Here is a 21,611-nt window from a genome sequence, read left to right as displayed (position 1 = left end):
AGTTCAAGGAGATAAACATGAAACGTTCTGTACTGTTAGGTCTGTTCGTTACTGCCTCACTGATGGCGTCCACCTCGTTTGCCGCCGAAGACCTCTGTGCGGTCAACTTGAAAACCATCGAAAATGCCAAGACACAGATTCCTCCGGAGATGACTGAACAGGTGGCGGCCTCCGTCAAAAAAGCCAAAGACGATCACGCCTTGGGTACAAAGAAAGGGACTGATGATTGCATCGCCGAGACTACCCAGACCATTCAGGAAATTCAGAAGTTAAGTGACGGTGGCAAACAATAGTCCCCGCAAAGGCCATCCTTCGGGTTGGCCTTCTGGGCCTTGTTGGTGTACACCGCGCTGGCTTGTTGCTTAGCAAGATTCAAAGTGAACCAAAACCCGCCAAGTGCGGGTTTTGTTGCACCAGGGTTTGGTAATGCATGAACCGCTCCGCACTTTCGCCCTTCTTTACTGCCATTCCCTCTATAAAACAGATTTTTCATAGCCTTTTTTGCAAAAACCGAATTCCTGCCCAATGTCGCAGTCTTTTAAGTAGGCCCCATCAATCGTGGCTTATGTTGCGACCTCGGCCGAGCCGCCCGCTCATACGGCAGCACCGAGACCATCAGTACTAGGAGATATCCATGAAACGTACCGCACTCGCTGGTCTGTTCATCTCTGCTGCAATGTTGGCCTCTCCCGTACTTGCGGCGGACAACGACCTTTGTACGAGCAAGCTGCAGGAACTCAAAAACAAAGTGAGTTCGCTGCCGGCGAGTTCCAGCAGCGCCACAGTGGAGATCAAAAGACTGATGGCCAGCGCCGAAGCGTCCAAAGCCTCCGGGGACGACAAAAAATGCGTCACCGAGGCCACCCAAGGATTAGCCCTCGCTAACAACCTAAGCAACCAAACCACGCCATAATCTGCGGTGGCCAACCTTCGGGTTGGCCTTCTCACGCGTGTTGGCGTACACTGCGCGTGCTTGTTGCTCACTATGATTCACCGAGCAACAGGCTCGGGGCCGTTTAGGATTCGACGCCGGTTGCGAAACTTTAGGTGCATGCCGAGTTGGTAACAGAACTCGTAAATCCACTGTTGCAACTTTCTATAGTTGCCAATGACGAAACCTACGGGGAATACGCTCTCGCTGCGTAAGCAGCCTTAGCCCTTCCCTCCTGGTACCTTCGGGTCCAGCAATCATCAGGGGATGTCTGTAAACCCAAAGTGATTGTCATATAGAACAGAATCGCCGTGCAGTACGTTGTGGACGAAGCGGCTAAAACTTACACAACTCGCCCAAAGCACCCTGCCCTTCGGGTCGCTGAGGGTTAACTTAATAGAAACGGCTACGCATGTAGTACCGACAGCGGAGTACTGGCGGACGGGGGTTCAAATCCCCCCGGCTCCACCAAATACGAAGCAAGACAAAACCCGCCAAGTGCGGGTTTTGTTGCATCTGGGGGTTGGTGATTTGTGGTTAAACACAACCAGACCTATGCTGGCGATCTACCCGCAAGGATGCCGCCATGAAATTCAAAGTACTGATTGCCGCGTTGACCCTTTCCCTGACGTCCGGTTGTGCGCACTACAACGACCGCACCACTGACACCAACAAAAACGGGCGGATTGCCTGTGATGCCGAGCCCAGGAATCAGGCCGGCTGCTATACGAAGCAGTCGAAGGGCTGGAATTGGGGAGGGTTGAAGTTTGGGGTTGGGGCTTCGAACTAGGTTCTGGTCTTGTAAGAAGCGCCGGGATTGAAGGGGTTCTTTTAAACAACAAATCTCGCCCTGATCCTACAGACGCCATGATTTCCGGGGAGGTTTCCGACAAGTCCCGGCGGTTGTCGGGTAGGAAGCTGAGTAGATAGTCTTTGGCGGTCGCTGCACATCAGCGATCGGGTGTGGAAACCCGAAGATAAACAAACATGCCCCCATGGCATACTGTGGCGCTTTTTTTCGGCCGCAGGTTCAAGTTATGGCGGCTGTGCGTGGGAGGCCTTCGGGTCTGCCGGGTTTTGTCCGTTTATCTCGGTTTTTCCACCCCGCGCACAGTTGCCACCTATTCGAGTGGAATCGGAAGAGTGGCAGCTCCAATGACTTAAAAGGACGATTGCCATGATCAAAGAAACACCAAACCCGCCCGCCCCGGACGACGTTTCCCCCTACGAATCCCTCGACTCCAAAAAACTCCACGACGCCGCCGACCGCGCGCTCGATCACTACCTCAATCCCTCCGCCCTGAAATCCCCCGTTTCCCGCAAACCGAGCACGATGTTTCTCATTGCGCCGGATATCAAGGACGAAGACCTGCTCGCCCACACCTGTGAATCACTGGCCCAGGCCAGTGTGATGGCGGGTGATTTTGCGGGGTATCTGGAAGGTCCGCATCGGCATACGGCGATGGCGATCCAGCAGATTGTGATGCTGGCGGAACTGGCGGCGAATCGGATGCTGGATAACGTTGTCGTGCCGAAATCTGCGCCACACAGTTGATCCCTTGTGGGAGCGAGCCTGCTCGCGATGGCGGTGTGTCAGTCGACATCCATGTTGAATGAACAATCGCTATCGCGAGCAGGCTCGCTCCCACAAAAGCACTCCGGTTTATGGCTGGGATTTAAAGCACTTTCAAATCCACCGACACATGCCCCCGCGTCATCCGCGAATACGGGCAGAGCTGATGCGCCGCGTCAGCCAGCTCCCGTTTCACGCCCTCCTCCAATCCAGGAAAGTTGACGTTTAACCTGACCGCCAGCTGAAAGTCCCCGCTGGCGGTTTTACCCAAGTCCACTTCGGCATCCACCGACGTGTCCTCCGGCAATTTGATCTTCATCTTGCCTGCCGCGACCTGTATCGCGCCGATGAAACACGCTGAATAGCCCAGCGCAAACAGTTGCTCCGGATTGGTGCCGGGTTTGCCCGAGCCGGGGGAGCTGAATTTGACGTCCAGCTCGCCGTCGCTGGATTTGCCGGTGCCGGTGCGGCCGCCGACGGTGTGGGTTTTGGCGGTGTAGAGAACGGTTTCCAGTGCTGCACTCATGACAGTGACTCCTGATAAGGATTGAACAACCGCGAGGTCATTTCGAGGCCTCGCCCAAGGTGCCGGTGTAGTGCGCCAGGCGTTTTTCGACGTCGGCTTTTTTCTGCAGGCCAAGCTCCATCAGTTGGGTGATGCGTTGCTGCGCTGCCGGGCGTTTGACCGAGCCGATGAAACCCTCCCATTCGGCGGCGATGGCTTCATTGGGTGGCAGACTGGCGGCGTCGACCAGACGCTTGATGTCGGTGATCGATTGTTTGTCGAACCGGGCGATGCGTCGCGCCATGGTGTCGACGAATTTATCGAGTTCGGCGTCAGGTAGCGCGCGATTGACGTAGCCGTAACGCTCGGCGAGTTCGCCATTGATGTCGTTGCCGGTGAGCAGCACTTCCAGCGCGCGCCCGCGGCCCATCAGCCGTGGCAGGCGCGCCATCGGGCCGCCGCCCGGCACCAGGGCGGCGCCGATTTCCCATTGCGAGAGGATGGCTTTTTCGCGGCTGGCGAAGCGCATGTCGCTGGCCAGTGCCAACTCGCTGCCAACGCCAGTGGCACGACCGCGGATCGACACGATCGAGACCACCGGCGCCTTGCTCAAACGAACCAGCATGTCAGGCAATGGCGGCAGGCCGGTCGGGCCGTTGGGCAGGCTGGTGGTGTCGGTCAGCGGCGGGACAAAGTCGTAGTGAGTGAGGAAGAAGTCCGGAACATCACTGTCGAAGACTACGACCACCACTTTCGGATCGGTCTCGATGGCCGTGACGACCTCATTCAGCTGCGGCATGGTCTCGGGGCCGTAGATGTTGTACGGCGGATTGTGGAAGGTGACGCGCCAATACTCGGGGGTGATGCGGGTGAGCTTGATCTGCTGTTTTACCGCGTTGACGGGTTGTGTCTTGTCGGGTTGTGAAGCGGATGTGGACGCTGCTTCACCGACGAGAGACAAGCCGGTGGCCGCCATGCTGGCGACAATGATCGCTGCGTTGAATAGCTGCAGTCTCATGGGAAAACCTCCAGTAGAAAAACATGGGTTCCCGCGTACAACGTTCTACAGTCTGAAGCAGTTTTTGAGCATGCCGAAATGGACCGACTGAACAAGCCTAGCAGCGTAAATTCGACTCACAAGTGACGTCAGTCGGACAAAAAAAAGGCACTGGCGATCATCGCCAGTGCCTTTTTTGTCTGACCGTAACGTCAGCGAGACAACATGAACGTGTCGTACTCCAGATCTTCCAGCGCCGTCGAAAGCCTGTGTAAACCCAGCAATACACAAATCAGCAACGACAGCGTAAACCCATACCCGAAGAAGCTTGGCCCCAAGTACATGCTGAATAGCGTCAGCATCGCGTTCAACACCGCGAACAGCACGCACAGCTCCAGCACCACGGTGCGTTTGTCGAGGTAGAAGAACACGTTGAGCAACGCCATGAACACCACTTGAATGCTCACACCGATCAGGTCGATGTAGAACAGCGGCAGGTAATAACTGGAGATGCCCAGCCATTCCAGCAGGCGCGGTGCGAACAGGAATAACAGCACCGCCGTCAGCCCCTGGACCTTACAGATTTCCAGCAGACCTTGGCGGATCGACAAGGTCATTTCGGTTTTCAATTGCCCGATGTGTTGCAGGGTTTCGCCTTCGCGGATCGCCCGGAACAAGCGGTCGTACCACTCCGCAAAATCAGTCTCGATGCGCACCAGGAACACCGCCATGCCGGGGATGATCGCCAGGTACGCGAGGAAGATCGGCAGGTCGTAAAGGATCGAGGCGCGCAGCGGGCCGACGATTTCGTTGGAGGTGCCGGGGTTGAACCAGAACATGAATTTGTCGATCCAGATCCCCAGGTTGTAGAAGAAACCGGTGGCCAGCAGGCTGAGGAAAACGTTGCGCCGGTCGAGGAAATCGAAGGCGATCAGTTTCTCGGCGCGGTACTCGCGCAGGATATCGTAGAGGAACAGGAACAGCAGCGTGCTGTGCCCGATCAACAGCGCCAGCAGCAAGCCCGGCATCTGCAAAAAGCTCAGCAGGTAGGCGCTCGCGACCATCAGCGTGTAACCCACCAGCATCACCAGCAGAATGCGGTTATAGGCCTTCATCCCCGAGAGGAAGATGATCACCAGCCACAAGTTGCACAACACCACAAAGTTCGCCAACACCAGCACGCGGTAAATCAGCGGCTCGTCGAACAGCAAGCCCAGCACCACAATGCCCAACACCCCGGCACCGAGGGTGACCAGCAACAACACGCCCAAGAGGTTGGGCAGGATCTGATCGTACTTGTGCTCGAACAAGCGGTCGGAGACGAAGCGCGTGAAGAACAACTGCAAGCCGCCCGTCAGGATCAACGAGGAGGCCATCAGGTACGTCACCGTCACCAGGAACTGCCCGACCAGCATGTTCGGCAGCAGCAGGCCGATGCTGATGATGCCCACCAGCATCACGCTGATGATCGACAAGACCCACGGCCCGGAGCTGATCAGCCCGGCGTAGACGTAGGCGTGCAAGGTCGCCGTGTAGGAGTCGCGCGAAAGGATTTTTCGCAGTTCAAAGCCAATACCGGCCATTTAGCTGTTCTCCATGGCGGCTTGATACAGGTCGCGGTAACGCTGCAGCATCAAGGCTTCGGTGTAATAACGATTGACCCGCAACAAGCCACTGGCCTGGGCGGCCTGCCAGCGTCGCGGGCTGCGCAACAGTTCAAGGATCGCGGCGCACGTGGCTTGTGGATCGGCAATCGCCACCACTTTGCCGGCGTGCCCGAGGTCGCGGTCTTCGGCGCTGCCGCCTTCGATCAACTCGCGGCATGACCCCACGTCGCTGCTGACCACCGGTGTACCGGCGGCCCAGGCTTCGAGGATCACCAGCGGCTGCGCTTCACTGATCGAGGTCAGCACCATCAGGCCGAGTTTCGGCAGGATGTCCTGAATGCGCTGGAAGCCGAGGAAATGCACCTTGCCTTCCAGGCCCAGACTGGCCATCAGGCTGCGGCATTCGCTGACGTATTCCGGGTCTTCCTCTTCCGGGCCGACGATCCAGCCTTCGGCTTGCGGCATGGCGCTGATCACGCCGCGCATCGCCCGCAGAAAGGTTTTTACGTCCTTGATCGGCACTACGCGGCCGATCAAACCGACCACAGGCGCAATGCCGTGGGCGCGGGATTCCAGCGCTGCGGTCCACACCGGCAAGTCGATGCCGTTCGGAATGACTTGGGTGCGGGCCGCGAGGGCGCCATCCTTGATCTGGCGCTGACGGTTACCGTCGTAGAGCGCGATGATGTTGTCGGCGCTGTTGTACGTCAGCTGGCCGATGCGCTCGAAGAAACGTACCCACAACGTGCGGATGTAACCCGAGCCGGCGTCGAGGCTGCGGTTCAGCGCCTGGCCGGAACTCTCGGCGATCCAACTGGCCTGGGCCAGGTCGATCTTGCGTTCCTTGGTGTAGATTCCGTGCTCGCTGAGCAAATAGGTGCAGTTCCAGCGCTGCTTGAGGATGCAGCCGAGGAAACCCGCATACCCGGTAGAAATCGAATGCAGCACCCGCGCTTTCGGCATCCGTTGCGCGGCTTCGGCGAGCATCAGCAACGGCGACTGCATCGCGCGCAGGGTCCAGAAATAATTGACGAAGGACGGGTCGGCGCAATGCTGACGATAGCCTTCGCTCAACGACTCCCAACTGGCGCGACTGCGCAGCACATCGTCGAGGGTCATGCGGCCCTGGGCGATGCAGTCGAGCAAGCGCTCGCCCAGTGCCGGGTCTGGCGCGTCCGGGTGATGCAGGAAGCGATACAAATCCTGCAACTGCTGTTCATCAGCCTCGCGGGGCTCCACCAGCCTGTCGGTCGGATGGGTCGCATCTTCAAGGAAGACTTCTTCGATGTGCAGCACGTTCGCCGGCACTTCGTAGCGCCGAGACGGATAGGCCTGACGCTGGCCGCCGATGAACATCACCGAAAAGGTCAGTTCCGGCAGGCCGAGGATCATCTGGTGAATCCAACTGGAAACGCCGCCGCGCACGTAAGGCCAGGTGCCTTCGAGCAGCAGACAGATGTCGGCAACCGGTGCCTGTTCCTTGTGACTCATGTCCAGCTCCTGACCAATGCGGCGAATGGCGGCCGCTGACGGGTTTCCTCGGGAAGGCGTGCGAGCAGTCCGGGAATTTCGTGGTAACGACCGGCCTCAAACGCCAGCTCGGCGCGAAATGGCAGCACCTGCGCGGCGCCCATGCCGTTCTCTTGCGCCTGACTGAGCAGCACTTCGGCACGCTCGACGTCACCACGTTCCAGCGCGATGCGCCCGGCCAGCAAGAACAGCTCGCCACCCTCGCCCGCTTTCAAGCCAAGCTCTGCATGTTCGCTGGCCTGGGTGAGCACGTGATCGAGCACACTGCCTTGCGCCAGGCCCAGATACGCCAGCTCCCAATACCAGCGCGCCAGTCGGCCGTGCAGCGCACCCGCCGCTTTGGCAGTGGCACCGGCCAGTTCGCCGAGCGCGATCTGGATGTGCAGGTTGATGTCGCTTTCCTGCTTGTCGAGCATCGAATACGCGAGCAGGCGCACATCGTCACTCGGGTCACCGAGGGCCAGTTTGAGGATCGGCACCGCTTCTTTGCCGGGCATGCGGCGCGTCGCCAACAGGGCGGCCAGACGCTGATCCGGATCGGGCGCATGACGCAACACGTCCTGCAAACCGCCATCGGCGAAGATCGGCGAGTGCAGTTGCAACTGCGCCCGGAACGGCAGTTTCGGGATGCCGACCGCTTGCCACGCTTGCTTGTCGCGTTTGCGCGGCAGGTACAGCGCCGGGAAGATCGCCGCCACCACGCCGACCGCGCCGAGCACCGGCACGAAGAACGCCAGACTGAAGATAAACAGCGGGCTCCACGGCAGCGGCGAACGGTAGCGCGCCGGCAGCAACAGCCACACGGCCGCGCACAACATCACGCACGCCAAGCCATGGCTGAGGGTGAACACCAGCAATTGTTGTAACTCAGGCGCCGCGAGCCACAAGCTGGCCCAACTGCCCGCCTCTAACAACAAGGCTCCGCTAAACAGCCACTTGCTGATCATTCAGGCCACACTCGTTGAACAGGAAATTACGCAGCCCGTTGCGTTCACAGCCAGGCTCCAGGTTGAACGGCAACACGCGCACGCCGAGGCTGTCGAGGCTGCTTTCAATGCCAAAGTGTTCGTGCAGCATCAGGTTCATCCGCGCCAGATAACCTTCGGTGCCTTGCGGACTGGTCAACGGCAACAGCACCAGCAACAGCTGATGATCGCGGTTGTTACGCAGCGGCAATTGCAGGTCGAGGCCACGCTGGCTGCGTTCGAACAGACGCGACAGCTCATCGTTGGGACGGGTCATCTCAAAGGCGAAAAGGCCGGCCGCCAGTTTGTGCTGCTCGACATCCACCAGCGAACGCTTGAGTTGCAGGGTGAACTGCTGCGCATCGGCGTCGGCCAGTTGCAGCACTTGCGGGTCGCGGCGCAGCAGATCGGCAATGTGCCCAGCGAGCAACGCCAACAGGCTCAGCGTACGATCCTGAAACGCGAAGAACGGCATCTGCCGCACCGCCAGGATCGCCAGCAAACGGCCTTCGGCATCGATCAGCGGAATGCAGGCCTGCAACGACGAGAACTGCGCCGAGCTGCCGGCATCAATCAGTTCCTGACGCACGCTGACCAGTTCACCGCGCTCCAGGCACAGCTTGACCAGACCGTCTTCGGTGCCCAAAGGCCCCATGACGCCGATGGTCGCCAAGGCTTCGGGCAACACGTTTTCTTCGCGCTCATCGACGCGATACAGACCGGCCACACGCAACGCGCCGTACTGACCCAGCATGGCCACGATCGGATCGGCCAACACGGCCAGTGCATCACCTTCATCCGGCATCACCCGCAGCTTGTCGCGCAAACCCAGCAACGAACTGCGCAGGCTCTGATCGCTGCCCGCCACGCGCTGCTCCAGCAGGTCGTGGGAGACCCGCAAAATCTGGTGCGCTCGGGTGAATTCGTCGAGTCGATACTGGCGGTAATCGTTGGCCATCTGCAGACGCTGCAAGCGCCGCTCCCACAGATCGCGAACCTCGCCCACCAGCATGCCGCTGACCAGCACGCCGACAATAAACGACGGATCAAGCTGCGCGTAGGCTTCATGCCCGCTATAGCGCAGCGCAAACAGTGCCGCCACCAACAGGCTGGCGCTGAGCAGGCCACGCACAAAACCATAACGCACACCCAACAGCAGCGGCGCCAGCACCGGCCAAGGGAAACCGGCGTGCATTTGCAACGGGTCTTGCGGGGTCAGCCACAAGCCCAGGCCGATCGCCGCGCCGGTGACCAACAGTGTTTCCAGCCAAGACACCGGGCCGCTGGCACGCGGCGCGAGGGTGTAATCCATGTGAGGAGAATTCATTGCATTCACTCGAACCGAAGGGCGCCAACAAGTGTGTCGAGCACCGTTTGCGCGGTGCCGGCGAGGCTTTCACGGGACCAGCCCGCACGCGCGCCGCTTTTGCTCCAGAGCACACGACCGCTGCTGGCTTCGAGCACGCGCAGGCTGATGCCCACGGCCGGTTCGCCGTCCAGACCGTTCTTGTACTGCCACTCTTCAACGCTGCCGGCGACCACGTAATCAAGCTTCTGATCCCGTGCCCAGTCGAGGGCGCCGGCCAGGCGTTCGTTGTCGTCCATCAGCGCTTGTTCGCCCTGAGTGCTGACCGGGTAAACCCGTGGTTGCAGACCATGGCTGCTGAGCACGCTGAGCAAAATCTGCTCGGCGCGTTCACCGGCTTGCGGGGTTTGCGAATAGTTGATCATCGGCACGGTGCCCCACTTCGCATTACGCGCAAGGTTCGGGCTGGTGTCGCCGGTGAAGCTCGCGCAACCGGCGACGAACAGGACTGCCAGAGCCAGGCTCAGATTACGAATTGCTTGCATCAGTTTTTCTCCTGTAAACATTTCATGATCAGCGTCCGAATCGCACGCCGTAGCTCACACCCAGTGTTCCGCCTGCCTGACCATCCCCGCCTTGTGGCGCGGATTGGTAGCCGACGGTGAGGGCCAATTCGTCACCGCCCAGCACCTCGACGCCGATCCCGGTGTTGATGCCGTAGTTGAAGGTTTGATCCAGCCATTGCCAGCCCGCCGTCACGTCCACCAGCCAGGTGTATTGCGGGCGAGTGCGCACCAGCGCGCCCGGCAAACCGCGACGCCATGAGCTGCCGACATACAGTTGGCCGTAACGGCTTTGCAGCAAATCGTCGGCCGTCACCACCGCGGGGTCGTCCGAGTCATCGACGCTTTTCACCGGGCCGCCGTTGGCGCTGGACAGGTAGTCCAGGGTGCGGTCCTTGACGTTGTTGTGCTGATAATCCACACCGCTGCGCACGGTCCAGTTCGGCCCGGCGAATTCCAGCGTGTGGTTGTATTCCATCTTCAGCGCCTGGCCGTTGCCCAGGGAATCGCCCGCACGGGTGGAGAACGATTTCTGCGCCACTTCCCAGCTGATCTGATCCCGCGCCGAGAGCCCGTGACGACCGCCGACCCACACGCTGTCGTGCTGGCCGAAAGCGCGCATCAGGCCGCTGTTTTCGCTTTTGCGATGCCAGTCCACACCGGTCTCGATCTGGTCGCTGGCGCTCAACTGCCAGGTCCGGGACAGGCCCAGACCGGTACGGTCATCGTCCTTGCGCTGGCTGGTGTCGGCGAACAGTTTGTAGCCGCCGTCCTCCACCGAACGTTGCAGGGTCAGCGCGGCGTTGCGCTCATCGCCCATGCGTGATTCGATCAGTTGATCGCTGTTGTAGGTGCCGTTTTCAAGCTCAAGGTTGGCGTACCACTGAGCGCCAATGTTGTGCGCGATTTGCAGGCGCGGGGCGTTGAATTCCAGGCCACCGAAATCCTGTTGATGCCAGGACAGCTGCGCGCCTTGCGGGGTCAGTTCCTGGAGTTCAACAGCCTGACGGCGCAGTTGCTCGCGCACGGCGGCCGGTTGGTCGTCACCCAGTGCGGACTGGCTGAGGTCGAGGGCCTCGTCGAAGCGGCCGAGACGACTCAGCGCCTGAGCGCGTTGTGCCGGGTTGAGGTCGCTACTGGCCAACAGCGTTTCGACTTGCGCCTTGTTACGGCTGCGCAAGGCTTGCTGAATTTCTTCATAACGCTGGACCTTCAAGCCCTGACTGCGCGCCCAATCAAGCCACTGGTCTTTCTGCGATTCCTGGTTGGTCGCGTCGAGACGCGCCAGCAACCGCTCGAACCACAATTGCAGCATCGCCGGCGAGCCGTCCTTCCACTTCGCCACTTCCTGCTGCGCCTTGCCCGGCGAGTAGCTGCTGGCCATCAAGCGTAACCAGATCGCGTAACGTTGGGACGACGGTTGAATGTTTTCGCCTTCAGGGCTGCGCAGCAGCTTCAAGCGCAAGCGTTGCGCCGCGTCCTGATAACCGGCGCTTTCGAGGGCATCGGCATAGGCCGCGCGCACCAGCCAATCCTGCGGACTGGTCTTGAGGTACAGGCGATACCAGGCCAACGCTTCGGTATCGCGACCGAGCATCTGACTGGCACTGGCGAACGGCAGCCAGAGGATTCGGTCCTGCCGCGCCTGGGGTTTCCATTCCGTCAGCAAAGGCTTGAGCGCAGCGGTGTTGCCTTGGTCGACGTACAGCCACATCAGACGTTCGCGGAACAGGTTGTCATCCGGGAAACGCGACAGGCCCAGCAGGTACAAACGCTGCGCCTCGTCAATGTTGCCCTGCTGCACCGCCAAGGCACCACGTATCGCCAGCACTTGTGCTTGCTCGTTGGCTTCCGGGAACTGCTCGGCGTCTTTGAGCAGCGCAACCACTTGCGGCCAGTCCTGCAACTCCTGGGCTTGCTGCAAGGATTCGACCAGACGCTGCGGATCACGGGTGCGCTTCCAGCTGCCGACCATCATGGTCAGCGCGCGCTTCGGATCGCTGGTGCGATACATCGTGATCAGTTGGCTCTCGTCGCCACTGTTGAGCGAACCTTTGAGCGCGAGGAGTCGCTCCAGCGAAACCTGCAGCTCGTCGTCGAGTTCCAGGTCCCACGCCAAGGCGGCGCGCAGGCGCCAGTAACCCTCATCGGTGATCTTGCGGTTATCGACCTGCAACACGTCCCACGCCGCCTGATTATCAAACAGCTTGAGGTCGGTATTGGCCCAGTCAATGCGCTCGGTCGTGGTCAGTGCGAAGCGTTTCGAGTAGCGCTTGTAGACTTCTGTTTTCTGCGCAAACTGCCCAGTGTTTTCGAGGTTTTGCAGCAGGCGTGTCCAGGCCAGACGATGCGCCGGGTACTTGCGCAAGTATGCGTGCAACCAGGCTTCGGCTTGGGTCGGTGTGCCACGGGATTCGTGAGCGTAGTTCAGCGCGTCGAGTTCGATATCGGTCAGCGCACGCTGCTCCATGATGTCGGCGAGCAAAGGGATCGCCCGGTCGAAATCGAACTGCTGGCTGGCCAGACGCCAAGCGTGTTCACGGGTTTGCGGGTCTTCGTGCAGTTTCAGCAGACGAATCCAGTAGCTCAGCGCGGCCTGAATGTCGCCACGCCATTCGCCCAGATGCCCCATTTGTTCGAGCAACGCCAGGTCATCCGGGTGCTCAGCTACAAGCTGCTCGCCACTGTCCCACGCACCGGCCAGGTCGCCGAGGGCCAGGCGCATGTTGAATTCCTTGCGCAGGATTTGCGGGTTGTCCGGCTGCAACACGCGCCACTGATCCAGAAAACGCTGGGCCAGATCGAAGCGCTTGCTGCCGACGGCAACGTCGACGCCCTGCTCCAGCCACGGCGAATCGGTTTGCGGATCCTTGAGCTGATCCAGTTCATCGGCCAGCACACGCGCAGCCTGTTCACCGCGACCGGCGGCCAACAGACTGTTGAACGCCAGTTGCGCGTATTCACGACGCTCGGATGCTTGTTGGCTGTCTTGCTTGAGCAGCAGATAAATGTCGGCGGCACGGCCAGGTTGCTCACCGGCCAGGTACCACTGCGCGGCGGACTTGAGTGCAGCAATGCGCTGAGCCGGATCGCGATCGGCGATTTCTTCGTAGACGCTGGCAGCGAAGGCCGGTGCCTGTAACGTCAGCGCCAGCTTGGCCAGGTTCTGCAATTGCGGCAGCGGCAACAGGCGGTGATCGAAGCTTTTCAGGCGTTCGATCAAGGCTTTCTGCGCCACTGGATCGTCGGCCTTCGCCGCTTCCAGCGCGTCGAGTTCGAGCCGGTAATAGGCCTGCAACTCGACGACCGGTTTCGGCCAGTTCTCAAGGTGCTGGCGTGCCTTCGGGTAGTCGCCGAGGCGGATCAGCAAATCGACCAGTTGCAAACGCAGGCGATCGTCATCCGGGTGCGCTGCCAGCAGCAATTCGGCGTAATTGGCCGAGACCGCATCCGGCTCGCGGCCGTCAGGCTGGAACACTTCTTCGCGCTGGAACGTCAGCCACAGCAGGCCGCCCACGGCGACCGCCACCACCGCCAATGCCCAGGGATTGAGCAGGCGTCGGCTTTTAGTTGCTGAGGAGTTAGATGCAGTAGAGCTGACCATGACTCACCTGCTTCATTGGTAATTGAAAAGTCCACAGGCCGGCGGATGCCTTGCCTGCAAAAGGTTGCCCGTCCACTTCCACCCGGCAGCTGCTCGCCGAGCGCACGGAGAAGGTCAGGTCGACCTGCCCGGCAAACGAAAAGCTCACCTGTTTTTCGTCTACATACTTCCAGTCCACTAACGGCAGATTGGCCTCCTCCAGCGCCGGCCGTTGATCCCGGTCGGGACGCAACACCAGCAATGCCTTGTCACTGCTCAACGCCACATAACGGCCTTGCGGCAAGTCGCGAACACCGGCGACGCCTTGCGAACGCAGCAGGTCCGGCCAGCCCATTTGCGGGTCGAGTCGCAGGGTGCGCAGCGCGTCCATGCCGCGAACCTGCCAGTCGCCCTCGGCGGTGCGCGCCAGACTGGCTTGATACAAGCCGTGCACACGATCGAGGTAGTCGCTCATCCACAGCGACATCGGTTGCTGGTCCTTCATGTAGCCGTAGATCTCGTTCATCGCCTTGATCGAGGCCTGCTTGGTGCTCGAATAGAAGTGGTAATACAGGTGCAGGCCGCGCAAACGCCGTGGGTTGTCGGTGAGTTCGAAAGTGTCGATCACATCGCGGAAACCGTAATACGGCCCCTTCCACAGGTTGGTGTAGAGGTTCTCGTTGATGATCGGCGCGTAGTACTGCAAGCCGCCTTCAGTGGGGCGCAGTAATGGATTGAGGCCGGTCAGCGACGGGTTGGCCTTGGTCAGCATGGTCTCCGCGCCGTTGACGTTTTTCAGGCCCGCGTCATAGGCCAGCTTCAGGGTGGCTGCCGAGGGCAAGGCATCGCCCGGCCAGAAGATCAACTTCACCGGTTTTTCCGGGGTGGTGAGCTGCTGGTTGATGTAGTCGCGCGAGCCAAAAATCTCGCGGCGGAAATCGATTTTGTCGTAGCCCGGGATGGCCATTTTCAAGCCGTATTCCGGGTTGAAATTCTCACGTTTCTGCGCCACTTCCGGCTGCATGAAAAACGGATGGCTGAAGGTGTGGCTGGCGACTTCGACTTTCGGGTTGGCAAACAACTCACGGGCAATGGGTTCCAGTTCGCGGGCCAGGAACGGGAACATGCCGCGCGGTGAAATCTCGCCTTCGACAATCGATACCGAGGTCAGGAACGGATTGGGCTGAATGAAATCGTCGAGTACCTGCTTGCCGGCATAGGGCGTGCCACGCACTTCGGCGCGCGACGGGAAACCATCGCCATCGATGTGCACGGTGGCGATGCGGCGGCCGTTTTCGGTGGTGGTGTCCGGACGCGGCTGAACCGGCAGGCGCAAGCTGGCCTGGAGGAAGGCGAACGGATCGAGAATCCAGCGGCTGCGCTCGTTGTTCGTTTCGAGAATGTACGGCGCAAGGGCTACACCGCCCCACTCGGCCGTCGCCACTGGGGCAAATGTCTGGCCGTCGGCAGCGGTCAGCAGCAACGCGGCTTTCGGACCTTTGGGCAGCAGGGAAATTGCGGTCAGGTCACGGGAGCGGGGCTGCACCGGGGCTTCGAAGGCGCCGATCAGCGCCTTGTCCTGATAGCTGATGGTCAACGCTTGAGTGCCGATTGGCGCCGAGCGATTCAGGCCCAGACGCTTGAGCAGCAGCGGGTCTTGAATCGGCAGGCCGGAAAAGAACACCACCGGCACCTGTTCGTCCAGACGCTTGCCGATCCAGCTATTGAAAGCCGCTGCGTCCTGCGGCGGGCCGCTGGTCATCCAGGTCACGATCCCGGCGTACAAACCACTGAAACGGTGTTGCGGCAGGGAGCCGTCGACGGGCAAGTAATCCACCCGGTAGCCGAGGTATTCGAGCAAACCGCCGAGCAAGGTGTGCCCGGCGTTGCGCACCAGGTCACCTTCGCGCGGATCGTAAAGCAGCGCGATTCGGCGCGGCTGGATTTCGATGCTGCTGATGCCCATCGAGTCCAGCTCAGGCGTGCCGATGTAGGGAATGAAGCCCTCTTCGCGCAGACGCTTGGCCAGTTTGCGCGCTTCATCGCGACGCTCCGGTGGCAGGTAGTCGATGGCTACCAGCGGGATGCCTTTGGTGCGCAATGGCTGGATCTGGGTTTCCAGCCATTCGCGGTCGGCTTCAGGCACCGGGCGATAGCGCTTGGCGGTAGCGTCCCAACCGGCGTGAATCGATTCGATTGCCACGGCGGCAGCGACGCCATCGAGGTCGGGCAACACTTCGAAGCCACGGTTGAAAAACAGCTTCAGGTTCGGCTGACGCTGGTGCAATTCCCGCAGGAAACCGGCGAGTGCCACACGCTGTGTTTCTCGCGACGACTCCGGCAACAACTGGAAGCTGTCGAGGGTGTCGAGGAACAACCCGGCGTAGCCTTCAGCCTGCAACGCCTTGGCTCGGCCGAACAAATGTTCGCGCCAGGCGGGTGCCGCGAGGTCCATGACCTGGCTGTCCCACGCGCCGTTTCGCACCGGGCTGACCGCTCCCGTGAGGGATGCCTTTTCGAGTTCGGCCTTGCCACCATGGAACTCGCCCACCGACAGATAGGCGAACGGCTGACTGCCCAACTTGCGCAGGGTTTTGACGTCGCCCGCGGTCATATGCCCCGGCTCGACCACCGACCAGTCGAACTGAGCCAACTCGGAAATGGGTGGTTGATCGGCGTACCAGAAAACCACGCTGGCGGGTTGCGGTAATGCTGCGGCCTGGACGGCGGGCCCGCTCACGAACAACGCTAAAGCGGCGAGCAGCCGTTTAGCGGCCGCGCGGACACGCGTCCTGCGAAAAACGATTTCCATAACTCACTCTTGAATGGACTGAACCGATACTGCTTGGATGTCGGACAGTGGAACCGGCCGGGTTACAGGCTGCGAATAAGCTGCGACAGCCCCTTGCCGATGGCGGTCGGTTCCGGGAGCTTGAAACGCTCCAGCAGGCGACTGTTGTTGGCGCGCGAATGGCGAATGTCGCCTTGACGTGGCGCGTGATGAATCACCTTCAACGGGCTGCCGGTGACGGTGCCCAATTCGGCGATCAGATCGTTGAGGCTGGTGGAACGACTCAGGCCAACGTTCACCGCGCCGGGGCTCGGTTCACTGACTTCCAGGGACTGCACGAGAATGCTCACCAAGTCCTGGACATAGACAAAGTCGCGGGTCTGCGAACCGTCACCGAAAATCGCCACCGACTGCTCGGCCAAGGCCAGCTTGGTAAAGATGCTGATCACGCCGGAGTACGGCGATGACGGATCCTGGCGCGGGCCGAAGATGTTGAAGAACCGAAAGATCATCGGTTCCAGGCCATGCTCGCGGCGATAGAAATCGAGGTATTGCTCGCTCGCCAGTTTGTCGCTGGCATACGGCGTGAGCGGGGATTTTGGCGTGTCTTCGTGAATCGCCGTGCCTTCGCCGTTGTTGCCGTAGATAGCGGCGCTGGACGCGAATACCACGCGCTTGATGCCGGCCTTCACCATGCTTTCGCACACGTTGAGGGTGCCGACGAAGTTGCTTTGATGGGTGCTGACCGGATCATCCACCGACGCTTGCACCGAGGCCACTGCGGCCAGGTGAACGACAGCACCGCAATCGCGCATGGCTTGTGCCACTACTGCGCCGTCCGCGACATCACCAATGACCAGGTTCAGATTGGCATTATCCATCGGCAAATTGCTGACCTTGCCGGTCGACAAATTATCCAGCACACGAACCTTGTAGCCCTTGTCAAGCAACGCTTCTACGAGGTGCGACCCAATAAATCCGGCACCGCCAGTCACCAGTATTCGCTCAACAAACATGAAATCTCTCCCTGAACAGTAGAGCGGATACGAGTGGTTAAAGTCCGCTGATCTATGGCGCAAGGCCATCAAAACGCCGCCGATAATGGGAGATCAGAAAGAGAGTGTCAATAGTTTGTCTGCTTTGTCGCCGAACGGTTATTCCGCCAGAAAACAGTCATTTATTTGGCGGCATTTATTAGCTACAGGCTGTCATACAATTGCCACGCGCGACCCACAGACTCGTCTAGACCGGAGCCTACGCCATGCATCACGCCTTGCTTATCATCGATGTCCAACCCAACTTCGATCCGCCGCAATGGCTCCTTAACGGCGTTCAAAAACTCATCAAAAACCTGCCCCGGATGAAGCTTTGGGAGCATCATTTCAAGCGCACGGTGAGGTCGGATGAGCTGTAATCAATTGGGTGCGCTGTTCTAAGGAAGATAAATATGAACATCTGGATCACTGCCGCCCTGACAGTCATGGTTTCCCTGTCGGCACAGGCCGCCACCGACGTCGCGCCTCGTGTAGAGCAAGTCCCTTTTGACAAAGGCAACAATGCCGTCGAGATCAAACAGTCCATCCAGGGCCGGCTCACGGCGCAATACCGTGTGAGTGCGAAAGCAGGCCAGATACTGACCGTCGACCTCAAGCCTTCCAACACCTCGGCCTACTTCAACATCACCGCCAAAGGCGCGGACTATGCGCTGTTCAACGGCTCGATCATGGGCAACCACTTCATGGGGCCGTTGCCCACCGATGGCGAATACACGGTTCAGGTGTACCTCATGCGCAACGCCGCCCGGCGCAATGAAGTGGCGAACTACAACCTTTCCTTGAACCTCAGCCCCTCCGACACCTCGGACAGCAGTCAGCCATTTGACCAGACGCTTGAATTGCAGGGCATTCGTTTTCATGTGACGGGGAAATGGGTCGACGGCAACCCTGCCGTACGCATCTCGCCCCAAGGGCTGGAGATCGATAACGCAGAGATTACCCGGTCGCTGACCGGCAACATCGTTCGGGCGGAGGTGGCAGACCTTGATCGGGATGGCTCGCCGGAGATTTACGTTTTCGCCAGGTCGCCTGGGCGTGGGTTGCCGGGGGAGTTGGTTGCTTATGCAGCCAATCGCAAGAAATCGCTGAGCGAGATTTATCTACCGGTTGTTAGTGAGAATGCGAAAGCAGCGGAGGGGTATCAGGGGGAGGACGAGTTTGCGGTGGTGGAGGGTGTGTTGGTGCGGCGGTTTCCGGTGTATGAAAGTGCGGATGAGGGCGCGGGACGGACGGGGAAGATGCGGGAGGTTCGGTATCGGTTGGTAGCTGGGGAGGCTGGGTGGGTTTTGCGGGGGGATGGGGTTGCGGAGTATTAGGAACATTCAGATTAGGCGTAGCTCAGAAAGTTAAAACCCTCCCTTCGCCCCTTGGTTAGAGATGAATGATTCGGTCCTTCGGTGAGTCAGATTACTGACGACTGTAAAACATAAAAACCCGCGCTATGCACGGATTTAGACAATCGAACGAGTTTACGTTTGCGAATAAGCCACAAGAATCTCATGTACGCTAGGTTTGCTATCCAGCTTACGCATCATCAGATCGTATTGACTGACACCCTTTAGCTGCCGAGCGGGGCGGATCTGCTGATTCTCGATGCTCAACGCATCCCTTGCGTCAGCCGACGCCGAAGGTTTCGATGGTTGTGGCGCTGAGAAGATCATATCTGACTCCATTATTCTGCTCGCTTGAAGAATCGAGGGTTCAATTCAGGTCTAAAATAATGCTTCCTATCGATCCATACGAACCCGTCATGTTTACTAATGACGGCAACGTCAATCGGGCCAGAAACAGACTCGCTAGGCCGCGTCACCCTCTCTTTCAGTGACTCTAGCTCAATTAAGCTCTTTGCCAAGCCTGCCATATCCGGCAGAGGGAGCGAATGTATAATATTGGAAAGTGGAAATACATGCTGGTTTCGTATCTGCTGATACCACCGGTCGGTGTGTTCGGTATGAGCCTCTTGCACGAGGATACTCAAGCGCTCCTCGGTTAACGGCACCTGGGCACCGCACTCAGCCATCACTCGTGTACCTAAGTCCGTCAAGGCTTGGTTGGTCGAGCCGTAAATTGAGCCAAGTACATCCGGAGCTACCCCTGTGCGGAACGTATCGATCATGTGAGTAGTAGCGAAGGGCTGAATCACTGCAGGCGAATTGGCATCCATCATCCTTGGCTCATTACGAAGAAGGATTAGCCTGTCGCCGAGGAAGCCGTAGCAATCGTAAACCTCGAGCGCCGGAAAATATTCTTCCTTACCATAACCAGCAATTACCACACCTGTTTGGTCTGCGTATTGGATGAATTGTTTTACTGCAAGTTTAACCAGCGTAACGATGAATCGTGGAACCAGAAATACACGCGATGCTGACTGTATAAATAGCGGAATTGCGGTGGGCGCTTCCTTCGTAAGCTCCTCTGTCGTCTTAGCTGTCGCATTCGCAATGTCTGCTTCTGTCAGAAGTAGAGGCAGCTCCATTGCATCGACTTGGGCTTCTGCAAGAGTGAGCGCAGCCTCAATTTCTCCGTCAGTTTTATCGGCAAGGCCTTCAACCTTATCCACTTCTGCATAGACAGCGATTAGCATCTGAAGCCGGAACACTGCCGCACCGACTAAATTAATAAGCGCTTTATTTTTGGTCTCCTCAGAAAAGAGCTTGTCGTTGTGCTGTAGAAACTCAAAAAAACGCTCTGGGTACGTTTCCAGTCGGTCAAACTGGTCGCTACCGAGGGTTTCTCGAAACGCTTTGATAGGTAGCTCCCAAGGAACACCTTGCAGCCCGGCTGATCCGTAAATCATCAACCCTACTGGCCCTCCCCGAGACAGCTCGTACAGCTTGTTGGCACCTTTGAAATACCTGCGCTCTTGATTTCCATCCTTCCACGATGTGACGGTAACAGCGCTATCGGCAGCCAGTACAACGGCAGTACGGCTCATAATTGCGATCTCAGCTGTCATGCTTTCCTCTCCGAAAATTGGTGTTAGCGAATGGCTCGATTGGTGAGACACGCCTGAGCAGTTTGCAAATTCTCCGGGAGCTCAGGACTACCAGATAAACTTGACTGTCGACTATCCCGGCAGTGAGCGAATGGACAAACTTTGGTCTTTACCCTTCCTAACCGTCAACCGTCACAATGCGTAGGAATTACACCTCGGTAACCGTAGTTCAGTTCTGAGAGATAGATCCTTCTGTATCTTTCTCAAAAAAAACAACGCTTCAATGTCTTGGGTCAGCGCGTAGTCCATGTCCTAGGAAAATTCCCGCGATTCGTATCGACTTTCATGAGCTTGCGGGCGTCACTCCTGGCAGATAATCTCGGCACTTCGCTGCAAAACAGCGAACGGTTTTGACAGGCCGAAAAACGTGGGAATCCTGACACGACTGGAGTTCCTTTTATGAAAAAGACCAACCCGAATCAACCTGAAGACCCGACTCTTTCTGAGTCAGAACCCCTCAATTTATCCAAGCTCTCCGAAACCACCGAACGCATCATCAGCGCCAGCCTCCGAAACCCAAACCACCCCGATCCAATCAGCCACGTTTTCCCCATCCTCCCCGACGTCGACACGCCAACCCTGCTCGCTCATGCCTGCGAAACCCTCGCCTCGCTCAATGTCATGACCACCGACCTAGCCTGCGATCTCGAAGGCTCGCGCCGCAACGTGGCACTGGCGATTCAGCAGTTGGCGGTGCTGGGTGAACTGTTGGTAAACCGGGCGCTGGACAACCTCGATCCGCCCGATGGCGTATCCGAAGCTCCGTCCGCCAGCCACCCCTGAGTGTTCGCGTTCTTTTACCGAATGGAGGTTTTGTCATGGATCGATACATGCCTGTCATAGGCATCGACTGCACCATAGTGTCGCTGCTGATCGACACCGAAGCACCGCTGGACGTACTGCATGAAACCGCGGCTTACCGCATCCGCACAGCGACTCAATTGCTGGAGAGCTTTGCTGTAAGCGAAGGTGTTCACAGTGAATTGGCGCGGGTGTTGGTGACTTCGTTGCGCGATGGCTGCGATTTGATGGATGTCGTTGGGCGAAGATTGCAGGCGCAGGTTTCGTCGATGTAACGAAAAAGGCACCTGACGAGAATATCGCGGGTGCCTTTTTTGAATTTAAAGAGTGCAATGTTCCGTATACGTGACATTGGGAGCCGAATGTTACGTAAACAGAACATCCTTGGGCTGATGACTCAACAGAAGGT

The 21,611-nt window shown here is 58.8% G+C and carries 19 protein-coding genes and 1 other RNA gene; 9 read left to right on the top strand and 11 right to left on the bottom strand.

The features are described from left to right. The first annotated feature begins 17 nt into the window (after positions 1-17). The 5 genes from ACA053_RS03720 to ACA053_RS03700 all read left to right on the top strand — a co-directional run bounded on the left by ACA053_RS03720 (position 18) and on the right by ACA053_RS03700 (position 2,486). A complete protein-coding gene (locus ACA053_RS03720; protein ID WP_497394582.1) occupies positions 18-293 on the top strand; it encodes a PA2433 domain-containing protein in 276 nt (91 codons plus the stop codon). 341 nt (positions 294-634) lie between these two features. Then, entirely contained in the window at positions 635-913 is a 279-nt protein-coding gene (locus ACA053_RS03715) for a PA2433 domain-containing protein (protein WP_497394581.1), read from the top strand. Positions 914-1,008: 95 nt separating this feature from the next. Next, positions 1,009-1,402: a transfer-messenger RNA gene (gene ssrA, locus ACA053_RS03710) on the top strand. 115 nt (positions 1,403-1,517) lie between these two features. Next, complete coding sequence (locus tag ACA053_RS03705) at positions 1,518-1,721, top strand: hypothetical protein (RefSeq protein ID WP_497394580.1); 204 nt, start codon at positions 1,518-1,520, stop codon at positions 1,719-1,721. Between the two features lie 387 nt (positions 1,722-2,108). Further along, complete coding sequence (locus ACA053_RS03700; protein WP_497394579.1) at positions 2,109-2,486, top strand: DUF6124 family protein; 378 nt, start codon at positions 2,109-2,111, stop codon at positions 2,484-2,486. Between the two features lie 121 nt (positions 2,487-2,607). On the opposite strand, the gene ACA053_RS03695 is transcribed toward ACA053_RS03700, so the two are convergent. The 10 genes from ACA053_RS03695 to ACA053_RS03650 all read right to left on the bottom strand — a co-directional run bounded on the left by ACA053_RS03695 (position 2,608) and on the right by ACA053_RS03650 (position 17,367). Then, positions 2,608-3,030, bottom strand: coding sequence for an organic hydroperoxide resistance protein (locus ACA053_RS03695; RefSeq protein WP_094469208.1), 423 nt, complete (start codon positions 3,028-3,030; stop codon positions 2,608-2,610). Positions 3,031-3,067: 37 nt separating this feature from the next. Continuing rightward, on the bottom strand, positions 3,068-4,027 hold the full coding sequence (locus tag ACA053_RS03690; protein ID WP_497315493.1) for an enoyl-CoA hydratase/isomerase family protein: 960 nt from the start codon (positions 4,025-4,027) through the stop codon (positions 3,068-3,070). A gap of 191 nt (positions 4,028-4,218) precedes the next feature. Beyond that, on the bottom strand, positions 4,219-5,589 hold the full coding sequence (gene pelG / locus ACA053_RS03685; protein WP_497315491.1) for an exopolysaccharide Pel transporter PelG: 1,371 nt from the start codon (positions 5,587-5,589) through the stop codon (positions 4,219-4,221). Continuing rightward, positions 5,590-7,104 (bottom strand): GT4 family glycosyltransferase PelF, encoded by a 1,515-nt coding sequence (pelF, locus tag ACA053_RS03680; RefSeq protein ID WP_497394578.1) that lies wholly within the window; start codon positions 7,102-7,104, stop codon positions 5,590-5,592. Further along, positions 7,101-8,090 (bottom strand): HEAT repeat domain-containing protein, encoded by a 990-nt coding sequence (locus tag ACA053_RS03675; RefSeq protein ID WP_497394577.1) that lies wholly within the window; start codon positions 8,088-8,090, stop codon positions 7,101-7,103. Before ACA053_RS03675 ends, pelF begins: the two co-directional genes overlap by 4 nt. Beyond that, the gene (locus ACA053_RS03670) at positions 8,068-9,435 is read right to left on the bottom strand and encodes a PelD GGDEF domain-containing protein (protein ID WP_497315487.1); all 1,368 of its coding nucleotides are present in this window, start codon (positions 9,433-9,435) and stop codon (positions 8,068-8,070) included. Before ACA053_RS03670 ends, ACA053_RS03675 begins: the two co-directional genes overlap by 23 nt. A 5-nt stretch (positions 9,436-9,440) precedes the next feature. Then, a complete protein-coding gene (locus tag ACA053_RS03665) occupies positions 9,441-9,959 on the bottom strand; it encodes a penicillin-binding protein activator LpoB (RefSeq protein ID WP_109627884.1) in 519 nt (172 codons plus the stop codon). A gap of 28 nt (positions 9,960-9,987) precedes the next feature. Further along, complete coding sequence (locus tag ACA053_RS03660) at positions 9,988-13,581, bottom strand: tetratricopeptide repeat protein (RefSeq protein ID WP_497394576.1); 3,594 nt, start codon at positions 13,579-13,581, stop codon at positions 9,988-9,990. Then, positions 13,559-16,372 carry a bifunctional glycoside hydrolase/polysaccharide deacetylase family protein gene (locus ACA053_RS03655; protein WP_497394575.1) on the bottom strand — a complete coding sequence of 938 codons (2,814 nt, stop codon included), beginning with the start codon at positions 16,370-16,372 and terminating at the stop codon, positions 13,559-13,561. Before ACA053_RS03655 ends, ACA053_RS03660 begins: the two co-directional genes overlap by 23 nt. Before the next feature lie 62 nt (positions 16,373-16,434). Then, a complete protein-coding gene (locus ACA053_RS03650; RefSeq protein ID WP_109627881.1) occupies positions 16,435-17,367 on the bottom strand; it encodes an NAD-dependent epimerase/dehydratase family protein in 933 nt (310 codons plus the stop codon). A 245-nt stretch (positions 17,368-17,612) separates the two neighbouring features. Here ACA053_RS03650 and ACA053_RS03645 point away from each other — a divergent pair, with 245 nt between their 5' ends. Further along, positions 17,613-17,765: a hypothetical protein gene (locus ACA053_RS03645; protein WP_162556171.1), complete on the top strand. Its 153-nt coding sequence runs from the start codon at positions 17,613-17,615 to the stop codon at positions 17,763-17,765. Between the two features lie 33 nt (positions 17,766-17,798). After that, positions 17,799-18,722 (top strand): hypothetical protein, encoded by a 924-nt coding sequence (locus ACA053_RS03640; protein ID WP_497394574.1) that lies wholly within the window; start codon positions 17,799-17,801, stop codon positions 18,720-18,722. Between the two features lie 356 nt (positions 18,723-19,078). On the opposite strand, the gene ACA053_RS03635 is transcribed toward ACA053_RS03640, so the two are convergent. Beyond that, the gene (locus ACA053_RS03635) at positions 19,079-20,362 is read right to left on the bottom strand and encodes a hypothetical protein (protein WP_497394573.1); all 1,284 of its coding nucleotides are present in this window, start codon (positions 20,360-20,362) and stop codon (positions 19,079-19,081) included. A gap of 438 nt (positions 20,363-20,800) precedes the next feature. Between ACA053_RS03635 and ACA053_RS03630 the strand changes: the two genes are divergently transcribed. Continuing rightward, positions 20,801-21,184: a DUF6124 family protein gene (locus ACA053_RS03630; RefSeq protein ID WP_497394572.1), complete on the top strand. Its 384-nt coding sequence runs from the start codon at positions 20,801-20,803 to the stop codon at positions 21,182-21,184. 35 nt (positions 21,185-21,219) lie between these two features. After that, complete coding sequence (locus ACA053_RS03625) at positions 21,220-21,477, top strand: hypothetical protein (protein WP_497315473.1); 258 nt, start codon at positions 21,220-21,222, stop codon at positions 21,475-21,477. The last annotated feature ends 134 nt before the right edge of the window (positions 21,478-21,611 follow it).

It is taken from the genome of Pseudomonas sp. LBUM1672 (assembly GCF_059695655.1).
The sequence above is the reverse complement of the archived record's forward strand: the minus strand, read 5'-3'. Positions and strand labels throughout refer to the sequence as shown.

Bases quoted from the DNA above. Each gene is read 5' to 3' on its own strand.
- ACA053_RS03640 (WP_497394574.1), top strand. From the start codon at position 17,799: ATGAACATCTGGATCACTGCCGCCCTGACAGTCATGGTTTCCCTGTCG.
- ACA053_RS03700 (WP_497394579.1), top strand. From the start codon at position 2,109: ATGATCAAAGAAACACCAAACCCGCCCGCCCCGGACGACGTTTCCCCC.
- ACA053_RS03720 (WP_497394582.1), top strand. From the start codon at position 18: ATGAAACGTTCTGTACTGTTAGGTCTGTTCGTTACTGCCTCACTGATG.
- ACA053_RS03665 (WP_109627884.1), bottom strand. From the start codon at position 9,959: ATGCAAGCAATTCGTAATCTGAGCCTGGCTCTGGCAGTCCTGTTCGTC.
- ACA053_RS03635 (WP_497394573.1), bottom strand. From the start codon at position 20,362: ATGACAGCTGAGATCGCAATTATGAGCCGTACTGCCGTTGTACTGGCT.
- ACA053_RS03660 (WP_497394576.1), bottom strand. From the start codon at position 13,581: ATGGTCAGCTCTACTGCATCTAACTCCTCAGCAACTAAAAGCCGACGC.
- ACA053_RS03645 (WP_162556171.1), top strand. From the start codon at position 17,613: ATGCATCACGCCTTGCTTATCATCGATGTCCAACCCAACTTCGATCCG.
- ACA053_RS03715 (WP_497394581.1), top strand. From the start codon at position 635: ATGAAACGTACCGCACTCGCTGGTCTGTTCATCTCTGCTGCAATGTTG.
- pelG (WP_497315491.1), bottom strand. From the start codon at position 5,589: ATGGCCGGTATTGGCTTTGAACTGCGAAAAATCCTTTCGCGCGACTCC.
- ACA053_RS03675 (WP_497394577.1), bottom strand. From the start codon at position 8,090: ATGATCAGCAAGTGGCTGTTTAGCGGAGCCTTGTTGTTAGAGGCGGGC.
- ACA053_RS03670 (WP_497315487.1), bottom strand. From the start codon at position 9,435: ATGAATTCTCCTCACATGGATTACACCCTCGCGCCGCGTGCCAGCGGC.
- ACA053_RS03695 (WP_094469208.1), bottom strand. From the start codon at position 3,030: ATGAGTGCAGCACTGGAAACCGTTCTCTACACCGCCAAAACCCACACC.
- ACA053_RS03625 (WP_497315473.1), top strand. From the start codon at position 21,220: ATGGATCGATACATGCCTGTCATAGGCATCGACTGCACCATAGTGTCG.
- ACA053_RS03630 (WP_497394572.1), top strand. From the start codon at position 20,801: ATGAAAAAGACCAACCCGAATCAACCTGAAGACCCGACTCTTTCTGAG.
- ACA053_RS03690 (WP_497315493.1), bottom strand. From the start codon at position 4,027: ATGAGACTGCAGCTATTCAACGCAGCGATCATTGTCGCCAGCATGGCG.
- ACA053_RS03705 (WP_497394580.1), top strand. From the start codon at position 1,518: ATGAAATTCAAAGTACTGATTGCCGCGTTGACCCTTTCCCTGACGTCC.
- ACA053_RS03650 (WP_109627881.1), bottom strand. From the start codon at position 17,367: ATGTTTGTTGAGCGAATACTGGTGACTGGCGGTGCCGGATTTATTGGG.
- pelF (WP_497394578.1), bottom strand. From the start codon at position 7,104: ATGAGTCACAAGGAACAGGCACCGGTTGCCGACATCTGTCTGCTGCTC.
- ACA053_RS03655 (WP_497394575.1), bottom strand. From the start codon at position 16,372: ATGGAAATCGTTTTTCGCAGGACGCGTGTCCGCGCGGCCGCTAAACGG.